General features: G+C 44.6%; 17 protein-coding genes and 3 tRNA genes. 16 read left to right on the forward strand and 4 right to left on the reverse strand.

Translation table 11 applies throughout. From position 1 onward, the window contains the following. Positions 1-4 precede the first annotated feature (4 nt). On the reverse strand, positions 5-925 hold the full coding sequence (locus tag VY86_RS04580) for a transcriptional regulator GcvA (protein ID WP_046974091.1): 921 nt from the start codon (positions 923-925) through the stop codon (positions 5-7). Positions 926-1,367: 442 nt separating this feature from the next. Between VY86_RS04580 and csdA the strand changes: the two genes are divergently transcribed. Both csdA and csdE read left to right on the forward strand, forming a co-directional pair. Further along, complete coding sequence (csdA, locus tag VY86_RS04585; RefSeq protein ID WP_046974092.1) at positions 1,368-2,576, forward strand: cysteine desulfurase CsdA; 1,209 nt, start codon at positions 1,368-1,370, stop codon at positions 2,574-2,576. A 3-nt stretch (positions 2,577-2,579) separates the two neighbouring features. After that, the gene (gene csdE / locus VY86_RS04590; protein ID WP_046974093.1) at positions 2,580-3,059 is read left to right on the forward strand and encodes a cysteine desulfurase sulfur acceptor subunit CsdE; all 480 of its coding nucleotides are present in this window, start codon (positions 2,580-2,582) and stop codon (positions 3,057-3,059) included. Here the strand turns inward: csdE and tcdA are convergent. Continuing rightward, positions 3,031-3,843 carry a tRNA cyclic N6-threonylcarbamoyladenosine(37) synthase TcdA gene (tcdA, locus tag VY86_RS04595; protein ID WP_046974094.1) on the reverse strand — a complete coding sequence of 271 codons (813 nt, stop codon included), beginning with the start codon at positions 3,841-3,843 and terminating at the stop codon, positions 3,031-3,033. The two genes, csdE and tcdA, sit on opposite strands and share 29 nt — an antisense overlap. Before the next feature lie 48 nt (positions 3,844-3,891). Continuing rightward, the gene (gene mltA, locus VY86_RS04600) at positions 3,892-4,989 is read right to left on the reverse strand and encodes a murein transglycosylase A (protein ID WP_046974095.1); all 1,098 of its coding nucleotides are present in this window, start codon (positions 4,987-4,989) and stop codon (positions 3,892-3,894) included. A 220-nt stretch (positions 4,990-5,209) separates the two neighbouring features. Here mltA and VY86_RS04605 point away from each other — a divergent pair. The 4 genes from VY86_RS04605 (at position 5,210) to VY86_RS04620 (ending at position 6,081) form a co-directional block, all read left to right on the forward strand. Then, positions 5,210-5,286: transfer RNA gene (locus VY86_RS04605), tRNA-Met, on the forward strand. Positions 5,287-5,377: 91 nt separating this feature from the next. Beyond that, positions 5,378-5,454: transfer RNA gene (locus VY86_RS04610), tRNA-Met, on the forward strand. A 44-nt stretch (positions 5,455-5,498) separates the two neighbouring features. Continuing rightward, positions 5,499-5,575, forward strand: a tRNA-Met gene (locus VY86_RS04615). A gap of 173 nt (positions 5,576-5,748) precedes the next feature. After that, positions 5,749-6,081 (forward strand): helix-turn-helix domain-containing transcriptional regulator, encoded by a 333-nt coding sequence (locus VY86_RS04620; protein ID WP_021323505.1) that lies wholly within the window; start codon positions 5,749-5,751, stop codon positions 6,079-6,081. Positions 6,082-6,086: 5 nt separating this feature from the next. Here VY86_RS04620 and amiC read toward each other — a convergent pair whose 3' ends face one another. Then, complete coding sequence (gene amiC / locus VY86_RS04625; protein WP_046974096.1) at positions 6,087-7,334, reverse strand: N-acetylmuramoyl-L-alanine amidase AmiC; 1,248 nt, start codon at positions 7,332-7,334, stop codon at positions 6,087-6,089. Between the two features lie 245 nt (positions 7,335-7,579). Here amiC and argA point away from each other — a divergent pair, with 245 nt between their 5' ends. The 10 genes from argA (at position 7,580) to purD (ending at position 21,476) form a co-directional block, all read left to right on the forward strand. Further along, a complete protein-coding gene (argA, locus tag VY86_RS04630; protein ID WP_046974097.1) occupies positions 7,580-8,914 on the forward strand; it encodes an amino-acid N-acetyltransferase in 1,335 nt (444 codons plus the stop codon). A gap of 241 nt (positions 8,915-9,155) precedes the next feature. Continuing rightward, complete coding sequence (locus tag VY86_RS04635; protein ID WP_036837280.1) at positions 9,156-10,316, forward strand: Fic family protein; 1,161 nt, start codon at positions 9,156-9,158, stop codon at positions 10,314-10,316. Positions 10,317-11,741: 1,425 nt separating this feature from the next. Next, complete coding sequence (gene ectB / locus VY86_RS23995; RefSeq protein WP_158019909.1) at positions 11,742-13,805, forward strand: diaminobutyrate--2-oxoglutarate transaminase; 2,064 nt, start codon at positions 11,742-11,744, stop codon at positions 13,803-13,805. A gap of 17 nt (positions 13,806-13,822) precedes the next feature. Next, a complete protein-coding gene (locus tag VY86_RS04645) occupies positions 13,823-15,226 on the forward strand; it encodes a diaminobutyrate--2-oxoglutarate aminotransferase (protein ID WP_021323511.1) in 1,404 nt (467 codons plus the stop codon). Beyond that, positions 15,226-16,344 carry a ThiF family adenylyltransferase gene (locus VY86_RS04650; RefSeq protein ID WP_021323512.1) on the forward strand — a complete coding sequence of 373 codons (1,119 nt, stop codon included), beginning with the start codon at positions 15,226-15,228 and terminating at the stop codon, positions 16,342-16,344. The genes VY86_RS04645 and VY86_RS04650 overlap by 1 nt, the downstream gene beginning before the upstream one ends. 10 nt (positions 16,345-16,354) lie before the next feature. After that, complete coding sequence (locus tag VY86_RS04655; RefSeq protein ID WP_021323513.1) at positions 16,355-17,362, forward strand: TauD/TfdA family dioxygenase; 1,008 nt, start codon at positions 16,355-16,357, stop codon at positions 17,360-17,362. Positions 17,363-17,410: 48 nt separating this feature from the next. Beyond that, positions 17,411-17,851 carry a GNAT family N-acetyltransferase gene (locus VY86_RS04660; RefSeq protein WP_023043331.1) on the forward strand — a complete coding sequence of 147 codons (441 nt, stop codon included), beginning with the start codon at positions 17,411-17,413 and terminating at the stop codon, positions 17,849-17,851. A gap of 36 nt (positions 17,852-17,887) precedes the next feature. Next, entirely contained in the window at positions 17,888-18,982 is a 1,095-nt protein-coding gene (locus VY86_RS04665) for a CapA family protein (protein WP_023043330.1), read from the forward strand. 86 nt (positions 18,983-19,068) lie between these two features. Further along, a complete protein-coding gene (locus VY86_RS04670) occupies positions 19,069-20,184 on the forward strand; it encodes an ATP-grasp domain-containing protein (protein WP_158019910.1) in 1,116 nt (371 codons plus the stop codon). Positions 20,185-20,225: 41 nt separating this feature from the next. Continuing rightward, positions 20,226-21,476 carry a phosphoribosylamine--glycine ligase gene (gene purD, locus VY86_RS04675; protein WP_021323516.1) on the forward strand — a complete coding sequence of 417 codons (1,251 nt, stop codon included), beginning with the start codon at positions 20,226-20,228 and terminating at the stop codon, positions 21,474-21,476. Positions 21,477-21,501 lie beyond the last annotated feature (25 nt).

The following is a 21,501-nucleotide window of genomic DNA, read 5'->3' on the forward strand; positions in this document are numbered from 1 at the left end:
TTTCTTATTCATTGGTAATAAAGCCCAGTTTCTCCTGCTCACTGGCTGCCTGTGCCAATACCCATTGCCGGAATGCTGCGATTTTCCCCAACTCAGCCTGATTGTCATGGCAGACAAGGTAAAATGCATTCTTACTCACTAATACATCATTAAATGGACACACTAAACGCCCGGCATCAATTTCAGTCCGAGCCATAACATTATTTGCCAATGCAATCCCCTGACCATGAACCGCGGCCTGGATCACCATTGCACTATGGCTGAATATTGGCCCTTGCTGAACATTTATCTGCTGCTGCATATCAAGCTGGCGTATATAAGCCTGCCAGTCACGGCGGGAAGAATCGTGTAACAACATATGGTGCGCCAAATCTGCGGGAGTTTTCAGCGGGTTTTCCCCGGTCAGTAACGAAGGTGCGCAAACGGGGAGTAAATATTCCGCATAAAGACGATCCGTTCGCAACCCCGGCCAGTTTCCACGACCATAAAATATAGCAACATCAACATCATCGGCGAGCTTATCTTCTTCTCTGTCTACCGCCTGTATCCTGACATCAATTCCCGGATAAGCTAAATTAAAGCTAGATAACCTTGGAACCAGCCACTGAATAGCAAAACTGGGTGAAAGACTGACAGTCAAAGCACCTTTAGCACTTCGTGCCTGAAGTTTACGCGTTGCTTCATTTATTGATGTGAATATTTCTTTAATATCCAGATAGTAGCTTTGCCCCTCTTCAGTCAACAATAATGATCGGTTGCGACGACGAAACAACTTCAACCCAAGGAAATCCTCCAGACTTTTCATCTGATGGCTAACTGCGGCCTGCGTCACAAATAACTCTTCAGCTGCCTTAGTAAAACTCAAATGACGCGCCGCAGCATCAAAAACCCGCAACGCATTCAGTGGTGGTAAACGTTTGGACATGTGAGCCCTTATGCAATGTTGGTGATACCGGTAACTCATTATATTTAGTTATTAGTTTTTGTAATCCGAATCATTATAAATTGTCCATTGAGGATACACCAGTAAATCCCTATAGTGGCGCCACTTCCTAAGCCGGAACGAAAAGTGAATTAGTTTTAACACTATGAAACTTTTGGCTTTGTGGTTGTGATGTTGTGTTTGCAAGTTGTCTGGAAAACCAGACTATGTAGCTTAAGCTACTGTTTTTTTTCACTTCCTGTACATTTACCCTGTCTGTCCATAGTAATTTTTAATGCACCGCGATTGCGGTGCTTTTTTTGTCATAATAGCGGGAACATGGCAATATTATTCAATGTAACAATCTATCCATTTTCAGCCAGAAGCAAGCGGTTCATCACCAACAGAATAATCCAATCAATAACCAAGAAACCGAAAAAACACTATGAAAAAGTTCGAACCAGAACAGTTCCGCCGGCAATTCCCAGCCCTGCAACAACAAACTGTATTCCTGGATAGTGCAGCAACTGCCTTGAAACCTCAAACCATGATAAAGGTAACTCTGGATTATTATCAATACAGTAGTACTACCGTACATCGCAGCCAACACCACACAGCGCTGGAAATCACATCTCGCTATGAAAATGCCCGGCAACAGGTTGCTGACCTCATCAATGCCCCAAAAGCCGAAAATATTATCTGGACAAAAGGCACAACAGAATCTATCAATCTGGTTGCCCAAAATTATTTCCGTCACCATCTCCAGCCCGGTGATGAAATTATCGTTAGTGAGCAGGAACACCATTCCAACCTGATCCCTTGGTTAATGCTGGCGGAACAAACCGGTGCCAGAGTGATTAAATGGCCTTTAGGCAACGGCAAATTGCCGGATATCAATATGCTGCCTGAACTTCTGAACAAACGCAGCCGATTAATCGCAATCAGCCAAATGTCCAATGTGACCGGTGGAGCTGTTGATCTGACTGCAATAACAAAAATAGCGTACCAACATGGTTGTTTGGTCGTTGTTGATGGTGCTCAGGGAGTTGTTCACAATCCCGTTGATGTTCAGCAATCAAACATCGATTTCTATGCGTTTTCCGCTCATAAGCTCTATAGTTCAAATGGTGTTGGTGTACTTTACGGCAAAAGTGAGTTACTTAATGCGATGTCTCCCTGGCAAGGCGGAGGAAAAATGCTTACCCACGCCTCATTCAGCGGTTTCACACCGGAAGCTGTACCATTCAGGTTTGAAGCGGGGACACCGAATGTTGCAGGTGTTATTGGTTTTTCTGCCACGCTGGAATGGCTAAAAGACATTGATATCGTCAAAGCGGAAGCCCATGCCGTCACACTCGCTGATTACACCGAACAACAACTTTCCGCTTTACCCGGATTTATCAGTTATCGCATCACCGGTTCTAGCCTGTTGGCTTTTAATTTTGCCGGCATTCATCACAGTGATCTGGCGGCTATTTTGGCAGAACAAAATATCGCCTTACGCTCCGGTCAACATTGCGCTCAACCACTGATCGAAGCTTTAGGTATCAACGGTTGTTTGCGAGCTTCTTTTATGCCTTATAACAATCAGCAGGATGCCGATTCTTTAGTTCAGGCCGTGAAATTTGGCCTTTCTCTATTACAGGATGAATAAAATATGGCTCAAGCCGCAGAAAACCTGACCGCACCACATCCATTTGGCAAAGAAATTAGCCAGCAACAGCTAGTTGAAACCTTTAACCAATGCCACCAATGGGAAGATCGCTATCGCCAGTTAATCCTGCTGGCCAAGAAACTGCCTGCACTACCTGACAACTTGAAACAACAGGATATTGAAATGTCTGGCTGTGAAAACCGGGTTTGGTTAGGACATCAATTATTGTCAGATGGTTATCTGCATTTTTATGGCGATAGCGAAGGCCGCATTGTCAAAGGCTTGCTGGCGGTGATATTGACCGTGGTGGAAGGAAAAACACCGGAACAAGTTTTGGAAACTAACCTGTTAGCGCTGCTCCACCAACTTGGGCTGGAGCAACAGTTAAGCGGCTCACGGTTGAACGGCATGAAATCGCTGATCCATACCGTGCAAGACGCCGCAAAAAATTATACTAAAGCATGCCCTGACGTTGCGCTTTAGCAACCATCTTTTTCAGTGCATGGGAAACCGCAACAAATCCGAATGTCGCCGTGACCATTGTTGCGGCACCAAAACCCGATGAGCAATCCATGCGTTTCGTCCCCTCCGCGGTACTTTTAGCGGCACAAACAGAACCATCACTCTGTGGATAAACCAGCTGCTCAGTTGAGAACACACAATCAATTCCCAACTTGCCTTTACCATTCTTCACAACGTGATAATCAGATTTCAGCCTTTCCCGCAGTTTAGCCGCTAAAGGGTCCTGAATCGTTTTCGCCAAATCAACAACCTGAATTTGTGTAGGGTCAAGCTGCCCACCCGCCCCACCGGTTGTTACCAATGGAATTTTATAGCGACGACAATAAGCCAACAACGCCGCTTTTGGCCTGACACTATCGATCGCATCAATGACATAACTGAATCCACCCGCCATCATCTCTTCAACATTATCCGGCGTGAGAAAATCATCAATACAAGTGACTTTACACTCAGGATTAATCGCCAGAATACGTTCAGCAATCACTTCCGTTTTTGGTTGTCCAATATGCTGTTTTAAAGCATGTAACTGGCGGTTGGTATTGGTGATACAGACATCATCCATATCAATCAGGGTGATCGCGCCTATTCCTGTACGAGCCAACGCCTCGGCGGCCCAAGAACCCACCCCACCGATACCCACGACACAAACATGGGAATAAGAAAACAAAGAAAGCGCTTTTTGACCATATAAACGGGCTGTACCCGCAAAGCGCTGCATATATGCATCAGAAAGAGAAGTTTGCATCACTGAATATCAATCCTGAAAACCTGTTATAAAATTTATGGAAAGGAATTACTGATTTACCATTAGCATAGCAGGCTGCTCTTCTTTCAGCACCCAAACCCGGCCGTAGTGGTTATAGAAACCCGCCGCGATACCAGCCTCATCACCAATACCATGATAGATATCAAAATGATGTCCCTTTATTGCGCCGCCGACATCCAGTGCAATCATCAAGCGCATCTGGTACTGACCGGTAAATTTACCCTCGTTATCCAGCAAAGGTATCTCCGCCAGCAATGTTGTTCCTGGTGGAACAAGCATTTTATCAGCGGCCACAGCGGCTTTTGCAATCAAAGGAACGCTACTCGCTCCCCGCACTGAGGCATAAACTTCAGGTTTAAAAAAGACAAATGATGGATTCTGCTCCAGCAGCTTACGAACCTCTGCCTCACTGTGTGATTCAGCCCATTTGCGAATCGCCAGCATAGATATATCTTTCTGCGCAATTTCTCCGCGTTCAACCAACAGCCTGCCAATACTCCGATAAGCCTGTCCATTCTTACCCGCATAACCCAAAAAGGTCAGCGGCTCGCCGTCACCAAAATCGACATAACCACTGCCCTGCACTTCCATAATAAAATTATCAATCAGAGAATTACTGTAGCCAATGATCAGGCTGGAACTGAGGGCGCCATTGTATATTGCCGCCCGGCTTGGTAGATGATATCTGCTTTTAGACGGCATACGGTACAAGGGATATCTAAATTCCCCCTGTTTAACGCGGCGAGCCTGTAGCACCGGCGTATAATAACCTGTGAATTGGACATTACCGTAATTATCCACACCTTCCATCTGGTAAGCGCGTAAATTAAACAGATTTAATTTACTGGTTGCACCACCAGCCAGCACCCAATTCTGGACTGCATCAAAAGTTGAGCTATTACGATTATACAGGCGGGGAGCAGACTGACTGATAAGCATAACCTGCTCTGAAAAATCTTTAGCATTAACCGGCCTGCCCTGAGCATTGGGTTGATTAACCAGCAATAAATCCTGAGTGATATGACCATCTTTATATTGTTGGCCCTGAGCTGTTGGACGGGAATGACATCCAACTAACAGTGAAATCACGATCCCACATAGAAAATACTTACTCCAGAATGTCATTGCTGCCTTCTCTCTTGCCGACATTGCCTAACGGCGAACAATACCAAACCAACAAAAATAATGAAACTTACTACAAAAAAATAACTTAACGAAACAGCGACAAAAACGAATATAAAAACACCAACATGCAGAGTAACCAATCAAAAAAGTAATGAAACAAACAATTTTTAATAAAAAAACTTGCAACGGATCTGATCCTGAGTATAGTGCCCCCATCGGACGCGGGGTGGAGCAGCCTGGTAGCTCGTCGGGCTCATAACCCGAAGGTCGTCGGTTCAAATCCGGCCCCCGCAACCAACACAATGAAATAGTTCGATATTTGCGAATGAGGAACCTATTGCAGCAGGCATTAATAATGCAGGAAAACAAAAAATAGGCTCTTAACGGACGCGGGATGGAGCAGCCTGGTAGCTCGTCGGGCTCATAACCCGAAGGTCGTCGGTTCGAATCCGGCTCCCGCAACCAATTTTTGCAACTCAGATTATTTAAACGGACAGTATTAAAACGGACGCGGGGTGGAGCAGCTTGGTAGCTCGTCGGGCTCATAACCCGAAGGTCGTCGGTTCAAATCCGGCCCCCGCAACCAATTCTTGATGCGTTTCAGCATACAAACTCCAAAAACAACTTCTGGATGGTTTTACCTCCACCATATTTGCCTATCTGTGCTCAGTTCAATTACGAATACTGGCTTAACTATCGTTCTGCTGCTTTGCGGCGGCGATAAACGCAAGCAGGACGCGGGCATAGCCCGAGGCGCGAATGGAAAAACAGAAACAAATAGGAGAGCGAGTAATGAAAGACAGATCACACGACGACGCAATGGCCGAAGTGTTCCGCAAAGATCCAGCTTACGCAATCGAGCTACTAAACAGCATCCTTGAGGATGGAGAACAAGCCGAGCTACTGATCGCTCTTCGCCAAATGACCAAAGCCTTCGGCGGCATTCGTAACGTGGCCAAGGAAGCCGAATTGAATCCGAACCAACTCTATCGCACCTTGTCGGCCGAAGGCAACCCGGAGGTCAGAAATCTAAGCGCAATCCTGCGTGTCATGGGCTTACGCCTGGCAGTTCAACCCATCACTACCCACTAACAGGGCTACGATAAGTTTACATTGCCACCGTTACTAAAATACGCTTTGATACCGGCGAAAATGGACTCCGCTACCTGCTGCTGGAAGCGCGCTGTTTTCAGTTTTCGTTCCTCTTCCAGGTTACTGATAAACGCAGTTTCTACCAGAATAGATGGGATATCCGGTGCTTTCAGTACCGCAAACCCAGCCTGATCCACCCGATTCTTATGCAGTTTATTCACCTTACCCATGCGCTTGAGCACTTCACTGCCAAATTTAAGGCTGTCATTGATGGTCGCAGTTTGTAGCAAATCAAACATGGTATGATCCAGATACTTATCACCACTTTTACTTACACCACCAATCTGATCGGCTTCATTTTGCGTTTGGGCCAGAAAACGTGCGGTATTACTAGTTGCGCCTTTAGTAGAAAGCGCAAAAACCGAAGAGCCATGTGCAGCCCGGTTAGAAAAGGCATCAGCATGAATAGAAACAAATAAATCAGCCCGCATCTTACGTGCTTTTGCCACCCGGACTTTTAGCGGGATAAACACATCTTCATTACGAGTCATATACACTTTCATACCCGGTTCACGCTGAATAATAGTTCGCAATCGACGGGCGATTTGCAGAACAACATCTTTCTCACGGGTTTTATATTTGCCGATAGCGCCAGGATCTTCTCCACCATGTCCAGGATCGAGCATGATAACAATCGGCCTGTCTTTACCTGCTTTGCCTGACTTCGGTATTTCCGCCGGTAAATCCTCAGCCAAATTACCTTTATTGTACTCTTCAAGCAGAGCAAGTAATGGATCATCATCCTTATTCGCTCCCGCTACGGGATAAATATCCAAAACCAAACGGTGCTTAAATTCCGCCACGGGTTTCAAAGTAAACATATGTGGGCTGACCGATTGTTTAACTTCAAACACCAGACGGACCGTTTTAGGATCAAACTGCCCCGCCCTGACCAGTTTAAGATAAGGATCGCGGGATTGAATCTGCTCCCCCATACCTTTTAGGGTATGATTTAATTGCACACCTTCAAGATCAACAACAATTCTGTTTGGATTGGTCAGCACGAACTGGCGATATTTGAGTGGAATATTGGACTCAAGCGTCACACGGGTATAACTGGATGCAGGCCAAATACGAACCGCAATAATTCTTGATGACGCTGCGTAACCCACCTGGCTGACACTAAGCAACCACATTGCTGCGGCTCCCTGCAACAAGCGACGCCGTGACAGATTAAAATCTGAATGACTCATCTACTATTTATTCCATTCATAAAATACAAATATTCAGGGTGACATTCAACTATGGAAACAACCAAGTGAAAAACGCTAACCAACCAACATTATGCTGTCATCAGTAATAAGCATTTTATATTTGGCAAATTATTCACGTCCACATATATATCGCAATGTTTTTGTTTTAATTGCCTCTTGCCATTTTCTTTCAAAAGGAATAAAAATACATAAATTACGAATAAAAATTCAATCGAGAGTCTTTTATGAAAGAACGCAGCACCGAATTAGTTGAGGGATTTCGCCACTCGGTTCCATACATCAATGCACACCGTGGCAAAACGTTTGTTATCATGCTTGGCGGAGAGGCTATTGCTCACGAGAACTTCCCTAACATCATCAACGACATCGGATTACTGCATAGTTTGGGCATCCGACTGATAGTCGTTTATGGCGCCAGACCTCAAATTGAAGAAAACCTTGCAACCCATCATTATGAACCGGTTTACCACAAACACACCCGCGTTACCGATAATAAGACATTGGGATTCGTCAAACAATCTGCTGGCTTATTGCAACTGGATATTACTGCACGTCTTTCTATGAGCCTAAATAATACTCCATTGCAAGGCGCAAATATTAATGTTGTCAGCGGTAACTTTGTTATTGCTCAACCTCTTGGTGTTGATGATGGCGTGGATTATTGCCACAGTGGAAAAATTCGCCGTATTGATGAGGCTGCCATAAATCGTCAGTTAGACAATGGCGCAATAGTGCTCATTGGTCCTGTTGCAGTTTCCGTTACCGGCGAGAGTTTTAATCTGGCATTTGAAGAAGTTGCTACTCAATTAGCGATCAAACTACAGGCTGAAAAATTGATAGGTTTCTGCTCTACTCAAGGCGTACAGGGCAAAGACGGAAAAATTCTATCTGAAATTTTTCTTAATCAGGCGCCGGATCTCATTAAAGAACTGGAAGCTGAAGGTGATTACTATTCAGGTACAGCCTGTTTTTTACGGAGTGCCATAAAAGCTTGCCGTCGTGGCGTTCACCGCAGCCACTTATTGAGTTATCAGGCAGATGGCTCTCTGGTTCAAGAACTATTTTCCCGTGATGGTATTGGTACTCAAATCGTCATGGAGAGCGCGGAACAAATACGCAGAGCGAATATCAATGACATCGGAGGTATTCTCGAACTTATTCGTCCGCTGGAACAGCAAGGTATTTTAGTTCGCCGTTCAAGAGAACAACTTGAGAGAGAAATTGATCAATTCATCATTATCGAACGCGACAACCTGACTATCGCTTGTGCCGCGCTTTACCCCTATCCTGATGAGAAAATTGGAGAGATGGCTTGTTTAGCGGTTCATCCTAAATACCGGAGCTCTTTAAGAGGTGAAGAACTCATGAATCGCATTTCGGATCACGCTAAACAGCTCGGGCTGGAAAAACTTTTTGTCCTGACTACCCGCAGCATTCACTGGTTCCAGGAACGGGGTTTTGAACCGGCGGAAATCTCAATGCTACCGATTCAGAAACAAGTGCTATACAACTACCAACGCCGCTCTAAGATTCTTATGTTGAATTTGGAACCACAGTAATGAGCTGATTAATGCTAAAAAATAATTCAATCTCATTGGGTAAAACGTCCTTTCTGGCGATCGATCAGATCGCCTAAACTGGGCTCGATTTTCTTTTTCTCTGACTAAAATCTATACACGTTCTTAAGACATTCCTGCCAAAGTTAAAATAACACTTTTCCTTATTTTATTTTCAGCCTAAAGTTAAAATAACGTGCAGTCTTATTTTAACTTTAGGCTATGGAATGAGGAGTAAAAAACCTTGCAACGCGGATCTACAGGTCACTATGTCCCAAGTATTACTGGCGGTGTCGCCTGCCAGGCTTTTGTACCTCATCCTCTACCACCGGTACCGCCGCTTGATATTAATAGCAAATTGCAACGACGGATCAATGAGGCCATGTTGGCACTGGGTCGACTAGATGCGATCAGTACGTTATTACCAGACGAGCATCTGTTTCTTTACAGTTACGTCCGCAAAGAAGCAGTTATGTCCTCTCAAATTGAAGGTACTCAATCGTCCCTCAGCGATCTAATGTTGTTTGAAATGGAAGGGATGCCTGGTGTGCCAATGGATGATGTACAAGAGGTATCTTGTTACGTTAATGCTTTATCATTAGGTGTACAACGTATTCAAGAGTCCTATCCCATCACTTTTCGTTTAATCAAAGAACTACATACAGCTTTAATGACATCAGGGAGAGGTATAAGCCGTGGACCTGGAGAGTTCCGTCAAAACCAAGTGTGGATCGGTGGTCATCGTGCTGATGAAGCTACTTTTATCCCGCCTCCTGCTAACGAATTAGCCGATTGTTGGGCCGCATTGGAGAAGTTTATTAACGATGTTCCTGAGCCGACAGATCCATTGATAAAAGCAGCTTTAGCTCATGTTCAGTTTGAAACTATCCATCCATTTATGGATGGTAATGGTCGGTTAGGACGCTTATTAATTCCCTTAATTTTGGTGGAAGCAAAGGTTCTGAGTCAGCCTCTTCTGTATCTATCCGTCTTTTTTAAAAAACATAGACAAATCTACTATGAACGTCTGCAACAAGTCCGCATAACTGGTGATTGGGAAGCGTGGTTACTATTTTTTGTTGATGCTGTTGCGGCTACAGCGACACAAGCGGTCAACACCGCCCAACAACTTTATCAGTTACACCGTGAACACAAAAAACTGTTGCAGCCATTAGGGCGTATGGAGAACTCAGCAAGCCAGATATTGGATGCGTTATTTGAGCATCCTATCGTCAACATTAATAAATTGGTGCAACTGACAGGGCTGGCACCGGCAACAATTGGCAAAGTTATGGAACGCTTATCTCAGGCTGATCTCCTATTGGTCTCTGAACTTACCGGCCAAAAACGCAATCGCGTGTATGCTTATAACCGTTATATAGCAATTTTGAACCAAGATTTTTAGAAAATCCATATTAGTATTCCTATGAATATCACATGGCAGGATTCCACTTTGTTTATCCTGTCATGTGGTATTCATTTATCAGCGATTCTATACTCCACTTATTTTACATTTACCTAACTTACCATAATCATTTAAAAGAACGAATACAGAGGTATTAAAGCTTTTATACCAAAGGCGGATTTAATTCAATAAATACAACTTTTCAGCAGGAGAATTAATTGCATTTAATCGAAAATTATCAACTATTAATAACGAATTAAAAAGGAATCAGCACGTAAAATAATATGATCCGAACAAATGGGTATTAAAGCGCTTTCTCGCCGGTTATTTTACGGAGAAAACCCTAAAAACACCATAATAAAAAAAGAATAAAACGGTTAATTTGGCGGGATTTAAGTTCTGAAAAAAAGGGGAGATTATCCGAGAAAACAGAGTCAGTAAAGATAAAAAGCAGGTATTAAAAGCGGTAAAAACAACGGTGAAAACTTTATACCGATTAAAACCATAAATTAACACAATGAATTTTAATAACAGTTTAAAGCCTGCTCATCAAACGCTAGGGCACGATTTCATTCATTTGATTGCTTAAAGCACAGTTTTAAATAAAAGTTTTTAATTTTTTAAAAAGAGATTTATTTTACATTTTGAACATTTTGTTTTTCGGCTTTATAGTTTTTATCTTGGTTTCATTAGAATGGCTATTTTAGCCTGAACTCTTCTGCAAATGTAATGAACGTATCCCAACCACTTAACCATCAGCTCTGTTCTGAAATTGTAGAGATGAAGCGTGGTTCCTCTCAGATTTCCGGCATTAAGCGGGAAGTTTCCTGATGACTAGGCCCCCATTCAATCCGCATGGGTTGCCGATAAAGCCCTAATTTATTCTGAGGGTGGGTCGATTTAAAAGTCACATTTCCACCTATCAGCTCCAGAATCCTCTTTCGTCTAAAACAGACACGAGCACTAACCCAGCTCAAAATCGGTACAAAATCGTATCACTACCGGCATTGCCATGTCATTTTTTGCGCTACTTCACACTTATGTTTAAATTTAATCCTTTAAATTCAAATATATAAATTTTTATACTATTTTACCATCAATAATTCAATTGCAATACAATTTCGTATAGATTAACGTCCATAAATGAAATGTTTTGTAAATGTGCTGTAAACGTGAATGAAGCGATGCTGTACGAGACGATCCCTAGGAGCGACTACAGATGAAGACTAGACATTTACAATTTGGGTTATTTTGTAACAGGAGAAGTTTGTTTCAAGGCACTACTCAAGTGTTTTCGGGAATATATTTTCTAAATAAGATTCCAAAATAGCGCTACATCTTATACTACTCATAATTCTATATATAACAATGGGTTGAAGAAGGCCATGTGTAGCAAAATTATGAAATGTTATTTAGTGTAAATCAGTGATTAATCATTCTTCTCACGGCAGAGATGAGTCCTATTTCAAAAACAGGAGAATAGCGGTGAGTGTAGCAAATGAAACTCTGTCTTTACTCGAAAAAGGTGATATTACGCGGTTAACCGGAGGAGGACTCTGGGATGACTGGCTTGATATAGATGCATTAAATAAGCTGGTGTATCACCCTCTCCTGGTTGCCATGCGTGAAGAGCGATTAACTTTAAACGGCATGCGTTATTTTCTGATTCAACATCACCATTATTCCCGTAACTTTACTCGGTTTTTATACGCCTTGGTTAACCATTTGGTTAGCCATACTGATAACCTCAGTGATGCCCGGCATTTAATGGAAAATCTACTTGAAGAAATAGGCGTTGACGGCGACGGAAAAATGACACATGCCGAACTTTTTCAGCGTTCATTACAGGCAGTTAGCGGTCAACCCACCAGTGTACCGGCACTTGCAGAAACCGAATATTTTGCTTCATCAGTATTGAATTATTGTCGCTCTGACTCGGTTGCCGAAGGGCTAGCTGCATTCTGTCTTGGAGTCGAAGCCATCGCTCCTCTTATTTATAAACCAGTGCTGGATGCACTTATCCATTTGGGCATTGATGAACAAGGCCTTGAGTTTTTCCGACTGCATGAAGATCATGCTATTACAATGATGCATATACTCAAGAAGCTTACAGAAAATAATCCTGAACTGACGCAACGTGTTAAAGAAGTTGGGCGCAACACCATACTGCTGCGTTGTCATATGTTTGATGCAATTTACAAAAAAGTTCAGACAGAGATGACTTCTGACTCTAATAGTTTCCGCACCTTTGAAAATTATGAGTCAAATGTACGGAGTTATTGCCGCGATTACCCTACCATTTTCAACACAGCAAGTAATGCATTATTAATCGATAACCAAGGAGAATCATGGATTGATTTCTTATCTGGTGCTGGCTCTCTGAATTATGGTCACAACAATCCGTTGCTTAAAAAATCGTTACTTGATTACATACAGCAGGACGGCATAACACATTCCCTTGATTTATATACTGACGCTAAAAAATCATTTATTGAAAATTTTAATCATCATATTCTTAAACCTCGTAACTTACATTATCGTTTCCAGTTTACTGGGCCAACGGGAACCAACGCTGTAGAGGCAGCAATGAAAATTGCCCGTAAAGCCACCGGACGCAGCGACATAGTTGCCTTCACTAACGCGTTTCACGGTATGTCATTGGGTGCATTGGCCGCAACGGCCAGAGAAAATAAGCGCAACGCGGCGGGCGTACCGCTTAATAATATTATTCGTCTTCCCTACGATAATTTTCTTGGTCAAGATTTAGCATCGCTTGATGTACTTGAAAAAATGCTGTTTTCACCGGGTTCAGGCATCGATCTTCCAGCCGCCATTATTCTCGAAACTATTCAGGGTGAAGGTGGTGTAAATATTGCCAGTGTGGAATGGCTACGCGGAGTGGCAAAAATGGCGGAGGAAAATAATATCATTTTGATTGTCGATGATATTCAGACAGGTTGCGGTCGCACTGGCTCCTTTTTTAGTTTTGAAGAAGCGGGATTAAAACCTGACATTATTTGCCTTGCAAAATCTCTTTCAGGATATGGACTACCAATGTCTTTAGTGTTACTAAAGCCTGAACTAGACATCTGGCAGCCAGGTGAGCATAACGGCACGTTCCGAGGTAATAACCTGGCCTTTATTGGTGCAACAAAGGCGCTTGATTACTGGCAGGATCAGGGATTCCTTCAAGGGCTTGAAAAAAAATCAATACTTATATCTGATTTTCTGAAAGAACTGGCGCAGCGCCATGTTCAGTTAATTTGTGACATTCGCGGCAAGGGAATGATGTGGGGTATTGAATGCCACAACACGCACCAAGCATCAGTAATAAAAAGGGAAGCCAGTCAACTCGGATTAATTATAGAAACTTGTGGTCCGCAGAATCGAACCATTAAATTATTGCCTCCCCTGACCATTGAATTAAGCACGCTCGAACAAGGGTTGCTTTTACTTGAAAAGGCTGTAGACCACGCATCTTTCCACTGACAAATGGCAGGGTAAAAATGAATATTTCAGCATTAACTATTCAGGATAATTTGTTTCTAATTGACAATGCATTGATCGAGAGAAAATTATCTAGTTTAAATGAGGCGGAAAAATCAACTTTATTTGAGGCACAGCAATTACTGAGCCGAAAGCTAGGGGAAAATGGGCTGAACTTTGAAGGAAAAAGCTATCCCGTTTCTATTCGCCCATTAATATTATCCCAAGTAGTGGTTCAAGACCTTGCTAATATTGGCGAGCGCTTTACAGATATTTTCGAGCACTTTGCTCGTGCTTGGATAAAAAGCCCCTGTATCAGAGATTACTTTCCAGTCTATAAAAAGAGCGAACATTATTTATTTAACCTGCCGAGTCATACACCACTGGTCAGAATTTTTAGGCTCGATGGGTTATTTGATGACGATGGCGTATATCAGATTCTCGAGACTAATACGGATTGCCCAGGTGGGGTTATCCAAAATGGCCTTGCCGGAGCTATATGGGCTGGTGTATCAAACCCGCTATTGAAAGACGTAGATACCTGTGTGGATTTCCAGCCCTTTGTCAGTGATACTGATTTGTTTCTTAAAGAACTATTGACAACGCATCAGGAACGTACCGGTGAACCTGCCCAACGCGGAGCCATTGTGACTTACAAAGGACGTTTTAAGAATGAAGTGTCCTGGATGGCAGAAGGCCTCAATCGGCTTGGCATCCCCACCGAGGTTATCGATGCCTCGCTTTTACGACGCCATAACAACACTCTGGTTGATTCAGATGGACGAGTCATTGACGTGGCTTATAACAAACTTGACCTGCGCGACTTGATTGATGAACCCGAAGTCGATGAATATCTTACCGCAGCCGCCCAAGGTGAAGTCACTTTTATTAATCCCCTAATTTGCCAATGGCCGCTAGCGGACAAAGCCATCATGGCGGTCCTTAGCGATCCAGAAATGCTTTCATTTCTCTCCGAAGATGATAAAGCGTTTTGCCTGAAGCATATTCCGTGGACTCGCGTATTACGCAACGGGCATACAACATCACCGCAAGACGAACAAATCGACCTTCTCAGTTGGGCCATTGAAGAGAGAGAACAACTTGTCCTTAAACCGTCCAACGCCACACGCGGGGAAGGACTACTGGTGGGACCATTTACTTCGGCTCAGGAATGGGTGGAAAGCCTCCGCCATGCGGTTGCTAGCAACGAAACATGGATAATCCAACGCTACATCCGGGGCCGTGTTATTTCGGCGGTGCATCCGGATATCGGTGTGACGGACTCCATGTGGTCAGGTGTGGATACTTATGTCTATGGTGGCAAATTTGCCGGCTTCCAAGCAAGGGCCAGTTTTGACCCAGTCATGAATGTGGGCCGCAGAGGCATACTTCTACCTGTCGTGATAGTTAAGGAGGGTAAATAATGACCAGATTCGTTTTAGCATCCCAACCACGTCTTCAACCCACTGTAATTGCAGTTCCGGTAGGGAATAATGACATCGCAATTCATCGCGGTACTCGCCAAGGTGAGGCAAGTTTGATTATTTCTGATCCCTACGGCTGGAAGATTGCAGCGCTCAACACGATGAAAGGACAACAATCTATCAGTGATATTTTGCAGGTGCTAGCGGATAAAGGGCTCCGGGTTGAAGAGCCTGATCTACGGAAGTTGGTGGAAGAACTTCAAACGCAGAATCTGGTTCAGGATGAAAGTTATTTTGACTATCAATCTCTCCGTCCGGACCAAACAGAGCGTTACTCACGCAATCTGAACGGTTTCGCTGCACTAAGCGACACTGGCATGACCCCGGCAGAATATCAGCAGAGACTGCTCAAGGGACATGTCCTGCTGCTGGGCTGTGGAGGGCTGGGCAGTTGTACCGCCACCGCACTGGCAATGGCTGGCTGCGGTACGATCACGCTGGTTGATTTCGATGAAATAGAGCTGAGCAACCTCAATAGGCAGCTCTATACCGTTAATGATGTGGGAACGCGAAAAGTTGATGGCCTTAAAACCCGACTCACCGAGGTTAATTCGGATGTGACCATCAACACTGTCTTTAAACGCATAACCGATACGCCGAATGTCCGAAAATTAATCGAACAATTTCAACCGGATATTGTCGTCGCTGCTATTGATCGACCGGTAATTGCAGCCGATCGCTGGATTAGCGATGCCTGTTTCACCACCAGTGTGCCCGGCGTATTTAACAGCGTCTCGGCAGGAATGGGGATGTTCTGGACAAAATATCCTGGGAAGAGCAGTTGTTTCCGTTGTGATGAAAAATGGTCACAGACAAATAACCCGCATCATTACGAGATGCGCGCTTGGCGTGAAAAGCATGACCTGATACCAGCGACATCAGCATTCAGCCACTCAGCTATGATTGTTGGCGGTATGATGTCGGCCGACATCGTCAGGAAACTGGTGGGTTGGCCTATGATCTCAGCTGGGAAACTGATAACCGTCTCGTTCACTACGCTAGAAACCACGGTTATCGATAAACCGCAGCATCCTGAATGTGAACTTTGCGCATCCTGAGGAGACACTAATGTCCGAATCATACAGACTTATAGATGATGATCCTGCTGTGTGGGGCTCAATTCAACTCAAAAGCAAAAATGATGTGGCCTTGGAGGTTACCGATAGCCAACTGGAAGCGATTAAACAACATCTGGCATCCCTAAAAGACCGGTCATATGAAGATTTAACCAATGCTGATTTCCATTGTCCTGAGCTGGATGCACTGGTATCCACTGTCCGGTATCACCTGCAACAAGGGCGAGGAGTGGTAGTGCTGAAAGGTTTCCCTCGGGACACATTTTCTGATTATGCCTTGAGCCAGTTGTTTTGGGGGATTGGAATAGGGTTGGGGCGCCCAGTAGTACAAAATGCTCAAGGGGATCGAATTGGCCACGTTAGAAATGAAAAGGTCAATCCGAACAATCGAGGATATATGTCTAATCGGGAACTTGGATTTCACTCTGATGCTTTTGAAATTGTGGGGCTGATGTGTCTAAGCGGCAGTGCGTCAGGTGGCTTAAACCAAGTAGTTAGCGGGTTAGCCGTTTACAACCAACTGGTTCGCGAGAAACCTGAGCTACTGGATGCCCTGTTTGAGGGATATTTTTACGCGACGGCAGAACGCGCGGTAAGCGATCGTCCTTTCACTTCTTACAAAATCCCAGTCTTTTCGCGCATGTCCGGAAGAGTGAGTTCAATGTGCCTTGGCGCTTATATTCGCGCAGCAGCGAAGCTTCAAGGGGAGCCATTACCAGCTCCTATTGACGCAGGATTAACCGCTTTTTACGACATTTGCAACCGTCCAGAGTTCAGACTTGAATTTATGCTTGAGCCTGGAGAAATCCTTTTTCTCAATAATTACACCACTCTTCATTCGCGCACGGAGTTTCAGGACGATGAAAATCATCAGCGCCATTTATTACGGATCTGGCTCGAACTATCAGAAGGGAGGCCCGTCGTGTCTGCACTAAGAGCACGCGGCCACGACTATGAGCAGCTATTTGTGGAAAAACATATCAGCAATACAGTCAGTTGATGCATTCGACCGGAGCAGGCTACAGCCCCGGTCAGTAAGGATAATTTTATGAATCAAGCCATTTTACCTACAGGATTTACCATCACCGATTCTGATAAAAGTGACAGTCTGGCTCGCGCCAGGATAAGTGATTTACTGGATCACTGGAACGTGGAGCAAACCGGTAAAGCTGATAATCAGCCGTTGGATTTTTATATCCGCGATCAAGACGGTGAAGTTATCGGAGGACTGGTAGGACGCACTTCTCTCGGTGTTCTTTTTATTAACTATTTCTTTCTGCCGGTCTCACTAAGGCGTAGGGGGACAGGTAGCGAATTGCTGAGACGCGCTGAAGAAAAAGCCCGTCTTCGCGGATGCCATACAGCTATGTTGTTCACGATGTCTATTCAGGCCCCGAATTTTTACCTCAAACATGGTTACACCATCTTCGGAGAAGTACCTTGTCAGCCTACGGGTAATGCCAGAATTTTTATGCAAAAGAAACTCTAAGACACCATCCCCTTGCACATAGGAGCGGGAAAATTTATGTCAGAAATTATCATAGCATCTCTCGGTGATGTGCTTATTAACCGAAAGGAGCCGCAATCAGCCTTTAATCTTCTGGCTCCTTTGTTCAATAAGGCAGATGTAATTATCGGTAATTATGAAGGTGTGCTGACAAACCGGCCCAAACCGATTCCTGGACGACGTGGGATGACAATCTCTGCGGTCGAGAATGTGCAGGGCGTTATCCCCTTCAATGTGCTATCGCTTGCCAATAACCATGCTATGGATTCCGGTATTATAGGCCTTAAGGATACCCTGAAAGCACTACATGCTGCGGGTGTGCAAACCACTGGCGCGGGGATGTCGTACAAAGATGCGTTGCGTCCAGCATACATTGATTGTAAAGGGGTAAAGCTAGCGGTAATCGGGGTTACAGGTGTTTACCGAACGGGGACGGAAGCGAATACCGTGCAGGGCGGTGTGGCAGCATTGCGTTCCAAAGATTATTACTCTCCCCCATTTTCTGGGGCGGTGGTTCCAGGCGCTATTCCTGAAGTACTGACACTAATTAATGAACACGACTGGCTGCACTTTTCGGAAACTGTAGCACAAGCCCGTTCGCAAGTTGATTTTGTTATCGCAGCAGTTCACTGGGGGGATCATTGTCGAGAGTATGTCATTACTGACTTTGAAAGAGAGCTAGCCAGCCGCATGGCGGATACTGGGGTTGATTTAATTATTGGACATCATCATCACACTGTACGCGGATTTCAGTGGCAAAAAAAGATGTTGACCTGCTATGGGCTTGGTAATGCAGTTTTCGATCAACCATGTGTATCGGAAGGAGAGAGGACGGGGGAAACGGGTTTTCTGTTACCGGAAAACTCGCGGTTTTCAGCCGTCGTTGTCACCCGCTGTTTGCCACAGCAAATTGTTTCAGCCCACTTAATACCACTTTTTATTGAAGACGATACTCCCGCGCCAATGCATAGGAACAGTGATGAGTGGCATGAATTTTTGCGTATACAGGACTGTTGTGCCCAACAGAGCCATCTTGATGCCATCGTCGTAGATAATGGCACTTGGTGGAACGACTTCGCCATGTTGGACATTATGAAAACTTCTGTCAAATGAATCGTGAGGAAACCATGGCCATTTTATGTTTCGGAAGAAGTATTAAGATCAACTTTGCAGACTGGCTGCAAGAATGCGGAGAGGACTTGTGGCTTATTAGCGCCGCGCCACAATTCCCTTTTCAGCATCACTATCGTTACGTTCGACAGTTAGACAGTCTTGATGCCGGAGAGAATGTGCTGGCGATCGCTACAGAACTAGCCCGGAGCGCAACATTTAGCCGTGTACTTCCTCACTCTGAATTTGACCTTATTCGTGCCGCGCAACTACGTGAATATCTGGATATTCCCGGACAGAGTGTGGCAAGCGCCTGCGCCTATCGGGACAAAGTTTTAATGAAGGACTATCTGCAACATGCAGGCATGGAAGTTGCTCCTTACAAACGTCTGACGAGCTGGTCTGATGTGCTTTCATTTTGTGAACAGTATGATTTCCCCAACGTTATAAAACCGATAGACGGCTGTAGTTCCAAAGATGTGATGGTTGCCCGCAATCTTAGCGATATTGTGGATTTCTTCCGCGATAAAACTGTCGATGGATGGATGATCGAAAAATTTATTGCGGGCAATATGTATCACGTCAATGGAGTGATAAACGAAAATGGTGAAGCTTTCTTCGCACCCTGCGCTTATATCAATAACGCGCTAGATTATCAGCATGCGGGGATTTTCGGCAGCCGTACAATTGAACCTGACACCCTGCTGGCGAAAAGGCTAGTCACATTTACCCGTCGCACCATTGAAGCCCTGCCTCCAACACCGGCACTGGGATTCCATGCCGAAATCTTTCATACCGCCGATGACAGGTTGCTGTTGTGTGAAATCGCAGCCCGTACTGCAGGTTCCTTGACGGGAGAATTGATTGAACATACCTGGGGTATCAATATCCATAAAGCCTGGATTCAGAGTTGCGCCGGCATGGCTAATGCGCTGAATATCCGTGCTTCACCGCGAGAATACGCCGCATCTATTCGTGTTCCGGTACGTACGGCGCGCCTGCTTACCTTACCCAACGTAATTCCTTTTGACTGGGTGTATACACTTTGTTTGTCAGGCAGAGTGGGCCAGACCTATGAGCAAGCCACTACATACACCGATGATGTGGTCAGCGCGATGATTACTGGAAGTAGTGACGCAGAATTAAACGAACATATCCGGCAATTCACCGACTGGTTAAACGATACCATTCGATGGCAAGCATGATGTTATTTCTGTATGGCCTTCTTTTTTGAGAGAAATTGACGATGAAAATACTTATTGCTGGATCAGGTGCGGGTGCTCAGGCGCTTGCCTGGAAACTCTTACACTCTCCTACAGTGGAAAAAGTCTTTTTGGCACCAGGCAATCCAGCTACGGCAAACGAAGCGCGTATGGATAATATTCCTGTGGCGTCTGGAGATGTTGAAGGACTGGCTCGTGCGGCTCGGGAACTAGCGGTAGACTTTACTCTGATTACTCCCACTCAGACTTTGGCTGCTGGGGTGGCTGACCATTTTCATCTACTTGGATTACCTATTATTGCCCCTTCGCGGGAATCCTCCAAGCTTGAGTGGTCAAAATCGTTTTCCAAACAGCTGATGGTTAAGTATCAAATACCTACACCACATAGCGCGCTTTGTCGGACAGCAGAAGAAGCTCGAGAGTTTGCGGCAACTTTATCCTTGCCTATAGTCATCAAAGCGGACGGAATGGTGCATGGTGGAACTGGAGTGGTAATTGCTAATGACAGGGATGAGGTTGAGGTAACCCTCAACCATTTTTCACCCAAATCCGATTCGCCTGTCCTGATAGAACAATTTATTGAAGGTGAGGAGATATCCTATACTATTTTGTTTGATGGCAAACATGCCTTACCGCTGGCGGAAAGCCGGGACTACAAAAAATTGCTCAATGGGGATAAAGGACCCAATACAGGCGGTATGGGGGCATATTCACCTGTGCTGACCCCCGACCAACATGATGTCATTCTCAATCGGATTGTCGAGCCTTGTATTTCAGCGTTGGCAGCAGAAGGAATTGACTATCGCGGTTTTCTCTATTTCGGTGTCATGATCGATAAGCAAGGAACTCCCCTGCTGTTGGAGATTAACTGTCGGCTTGGTAATCCTGAAATCTTCACCATTCTTGAGCGATTAGAAAGTCCCCTGCATGAAATTTTCGTCCTGGCCCTAAAACAAAGGCTCGATTTAGCGCATGTACGCTGGAGTGATCGTGTGGCGGTTGCCTTGCAGATATCTTCAGAAGGATATCCTTTTACAGAACGCAAAGGTGATGAAATCACTTTACCCGCTTGCCCTGAAGGAACACATATTTTCCATTCCTCTGTCATATCCGAAAATAATAAATTGATAAGTAATAGTGGAAGGGTCATTGCAATAAGCTCCACCGGTATATCTTTCAACGAGGCGCGTGAACATCTGTATGAAATCGCCCGGAAGGTGCATTTCGACGGTATGCATTACAGGACAGACATCGCAGCAGGCCTGGATCAATAATAAGCGTGATCTTGTTACGGAGAAG

This window comes from Photorhabdus thracensis (genome assembly GCF_001010285.1).
Taxonomy (GTDB): Bacteria; Pseudomonadota; Gammaproteobacteria; order Enterobacterales; family Enterobacteriaceae; genus Photorhabdus; species Photorhabdus temperata.